Source organism: Acinetobacter sp. YH01007, from assembly GCF_013420425.1.
GTDB classification, from domain to species: domain Bacteria; phylum Pseudomonadota; class Gammaproteobacteria; order Pseudomonadales; family Moraxellaceae; genus Acinetobacter; species Acinetobacter towneri.
The window spans coordinates 1-3,714 of sequence record NZ_VOYC01000040.1 but is presented as its reverse complement, the minus strand read 5'-3'; the positions used below and the strand labels follow the sequence as shown (position 1 = coordinate 3,714).

Here is a 3,714-nt window from a genome sequence, read left to right as displayed (position 1 = left end):
TGTACACAGTGCACTGGGTTATGTATCGCCTTTTGAGTTTGAAGCAATGTACTATGATAAGATTAACCCGTTAGGTCAGGTGGCCTAACTTAAATAAAAAAGTCTCCGACAAACCCGGTACGGTTCACCACTTTATATGAAGCCTATACGCATGGTTTGTTCCCTTGGTTTTCAGAAGGTGAGCCCATTTGTTGGTGGAGCCCAGAACCGCGTTGTGTGATTTTTCCGAAGGATTATCACCCGAGTAAATCCTTAGTCCGCAACATGAAAAAAATGGATTATCGGATCACTATTAATCATGCCTTTGAGCAGGTCATTCACCATTGTGCCTTGCCGCGTAGTTATGCCAACGAAACGTGGATTTCTGATGACATTATTCAAGGTTACTGTCAGCTTTTTGCAGCAGGTTATGGCTATAGTTTAGAAGTTTGGGAGCAAGATAGTTTGGTCGGTGGTTTATATGGAGTCAGTATTGGCAAAGGCTGTTTTGGCGAGTCCATGTTTAGCCATCGTACCGATGTCTCCAAAATGGCATTTTATAGTTTGATGCTGCTCGGACAAGAACAACAATTGCCTTGGATTGACTGCCAATTGGTCAATGACCATTTAATCAGTCTCGGAGCATGTACACTTTCTCGCCAAGACTATCTTAAATCGTTACAAGATGTTGTAAAACAACCTGCAATCAATTGGAAAAAATATCAGGACAGTGTATTTTCAAGTAAAACAATAGCGCAGTATGCGCGCCTACTTGAATGACAATAACAGAGAGGGATCTTGACAATGAATTCATATCACCCAAAATCCCTGCTAAATGATTTGCAGTATTACATTACTCCGCCGCATGATTGCAGCTATTTACCTGAAAAATCTGCGCGGATGGTTTTTTTAGATCCTGCACATAAAATTGATGTGCTGACTTTGTCTGAACTCTCTCGGGTCGGTTTTCGTCGCAGTGGCGATTTTGTCTATCGTCCTGAATGCCATTTGTGCCGCCAATGCCTTTCTTCACGTATTCCTGTCGCTGAATTTAAAATGAACAGCACGCAAAAGAAAGCTTGGAAACGCAATCACGATTTACAGATCAAAATCACCAAGCCACAAGATGCAGGTGATTTGCATTATGCGCTGTATGAACGCTATATCAATGAACGACATGCCGATGGCGATATGTTCCCTGCCAGCCGTGACCAATTTGAAAAATTCCTAATCCACAGTTGTACCAGCAGCTTCTTTTTAGAGGTTTGGCAAGATGATCGCTTAATTGCAGTATCGACCTGTGATTATTTAGATGATGGTATTTCTGCGGTCTATACCTTTTTTGACCCAGACGAAAGTCGTCGCTCACTCGGAACATTTGCGGTATTAAAACAAATTGAACAGGCACAGCATTTGGGACTGCAATATGTTTACTTAGGTTATTGGGTACCACATTCCAATAAAATGAACTATAAATCGCAATATGTGCCCCTTGAGCTACTGCTTGATGGTCAATGGCGACGCATTAACCGCAGCCTAAATACCGATGAGGTGCAGCAATTGGGAAACTCCTTAATGACCACGCTGCCCTTAGGCTGGAATAACTCCATCATCAAATAAAAATGTAATGATGCAATACTGATTTTTGCATCGATCAGATTCACTTAAACAAACTGGCAAAATCATCGCTACAAGATTTCACCATAATAATGGCATGCTCCCGTGTGCCATCCGTTTTAGGATAATAATTTTTACGTAAATCAATTTGATGAAAACCTGACTTTTCATACAGGGCTATCGCAGCTAAATTACTTTCACGTACTTCTAAAAAAATCTGCACAGGTTGGTTTTTCAAACCTGCAATAGAATGTTCTAGCAGTTGATAACCTAAACCTTTGCCTTGCTGACTTGGATGCACCGCCATCAACAACAAATTTGCTTCATCCAACACAGGTTGCAAAATACAAAAACCCACCACTCTCCCTGCATGTTCAATCACGGTACTGTGATAACTCTCTACCGCTTCGGCAAATTGTTTGGCACTCCACGGATGACTTTGTACCAAATTTTCAATCGCAACCACATCGGCGACATCATGGGCTTGCATTAAACGAATCATAAGAAATGATCTTGTGCTGTTCTAAGATGTAGGCATTATAGATTTCACGACAAAAAAATCGAGCAAAAAAAAAGGCAACTTACGTTGCCTGACCAAAAGGAAAAGTTTAAAAGCCTAATTTAGCTTTCCAAGTATTTAATAATGTTGTGGTATCAAAATCGTTAGGATGAAAATTCGGTTTGAAATAGAACAACATTTCTTTGCCCATGCCTGTAATAATCCCTTTAGATGGACTATAGGCATAACGATAAATCATGCGTAAATTTTCCAAATTCAACTGCTTGTCTTGTTTTAGTAAACGCCACAAAAAATAGTTTTGTACAAAAAATAAAGTCAGCATCGAAATAACCAAAGAACTTGTACGTAGTGCATAGGCTTTCAGACCTTTGCCAAACACACCTTCAAATACATCATACGCAACAGCTTTATGTTCGTTTTCTTCAATCGCATGCCACAACCACATAGTTTTCATGGTGTCATCGGTCATCAATTCTTGAATATGTGAATTGGTCAATAATTGTGAGGCAATCGTAGCTGTGAAATGTTCTAGCGCAGTGGTCGCAGTTAAATCTACCATTTTCTGTGTAATGCCAATCGGTTTAGCCAACTTTGCCATAAATTTGCGTGTAGTTTGAATCACAGTATCTGTATAACAATCCAAAGTATCAACATCATGCCCAAATTTCTGTGCAGAGGCATTAAAACCGACATGCTCATGCGTGTGCATGGCTTCTTGTCCAATAAATGCACTGATTTCTTTCTGTAAATCTGCATTGTCTTTCAGCATTGGGTGATAACGCACAGCACGCACACTGTCTATAAAGAACTTCTCACCTGCGGGAAATAACGCAGATAATGCAGTCATAAAATGCGTTAGACCTGCATTACCATTCATCCAATATTCAGGTACAGCATCAAAGTTGAAATTCATTCGACGGACAGGAAAACTCGCCCCTGCACGTTCACTAATACTCACTTTAGCATTCATGTTGCTCACTCCTGAGGTTACAACAATGAAGTCATTCATTTCCTGTAACCCGCTATATTTTTTATTTTTCGGTATGAGTTCATATTACGGTTTTCTGTGCGGTATTTAAGTGCAGTTAAGGACAGTGAGTTGTCAGTTCAGGACATGAGGAATAAAAAATAATGATAAGTGAAATTATTTTTTGTGACGCAAGAGTAAAAAATAGACAATGAAATTATTTTTACGACGCAAGAGTAAAAAAATAGACGATGATTTTTTATGACGTAAGAGCAAGAATAATTAGACAGCAAAATTATTTTTATGATGTAAGAGAAAAAAAGGCAACTAAACCGCAGCAAAAGAATGTTCATAAAATGGTTTTAGATTGATTCAAGGTTTAAAGAACAGCTATTTCATCCATCAATACAGTAGGACAAGCTTTCATCCACCTGGAAACTAGCACACAAAATACAGCCATAAAAAAAGCGCCCCAAATGGAGCGCTTTTTCACACTATAAAGTGATTATGCTGTTACTTTAGCAACAACACCAGCACCTACAGTACGACCACCTTCACGGATCGCAAAACGTAGACCTGGGTCCATTGCGATTGGGTGGATTAATTCTACTGACATTTCAACGTTGTCACC

Annotated in this window: 3 protein-coding genes and 2 pseudogenes; 2 read left to right on the top strand and 3 right to left on the bottom strand. The window is 39.5% G+C overall.

The annotated features are described in order from the left end of the window. Window positions 1-126: 126 nt before the first annotated feature. Both aat and FTT74_RS13700 read left to right on the top strand, forming a co-directional pair. Window positions 127-759 (top strand): annotated as a pseudogene (aat, locus tag FTT74_RS13705) (leucyl/phenylalanyl-tRNA--protein transferase); the annotation flags it as partial. Between the two features lie 24 nt (window positions 760-783). Then, window positions 784-1,599, top strand: a complete 816-nt coding sequence (locus FTT74_RS13700) for an arginyltransferase (protein ID WP_131261724.1) — start codon at window positions 784-786, stop codon at window positions 1,597-1,599. A gap of 40 nt (window positions 1,600-1,639) precedes the next feature. Here the strand turns inward: FTT74_RS13700 and rimI are convergent, their stop codons facing one another. The 3 genes and pseudogenes from rimI to FTT74_RS13685 all read right to left on the bottom strand — a co-directional run. Then, the gene (gene rimI / locus FTT74_RS13695; RefSeq protein ID WP_004975283.1) at window positions 1,640-2,098 is read right to left on the bottom strand and encodes a ribosomal protein S18-alanine N-acetyltransferase; all 459 of its coding nucleotides are present in this window, start codon (window positions 2,096-2,098) and stop codon (window positions 1,640-1,642) included. Window positions 2,099-2,204: 106 nt separating this feature from the next. After that, the gene (locus FTT74_RS13690; RefSeq protein ID WP_004975282.1) at window positions 2,205-3,086 is read right to left on the bottom strand and encodes a metal-dependent hydrolase; all 882 of its coding nucleotides are present in this window, start codon (window positions 3,084-3,086) and stop codon (window positions 2,205-2,207) included. A 502-nt stretch (window positions 3,087-3,588) separates the two neighbouring features. Further along, window positions 3,589-3,714 (bottom strand): annotated as a pseudogene (locus tag FTT74_RS13685) (elongation factor Tu); the annotation flags it as partial.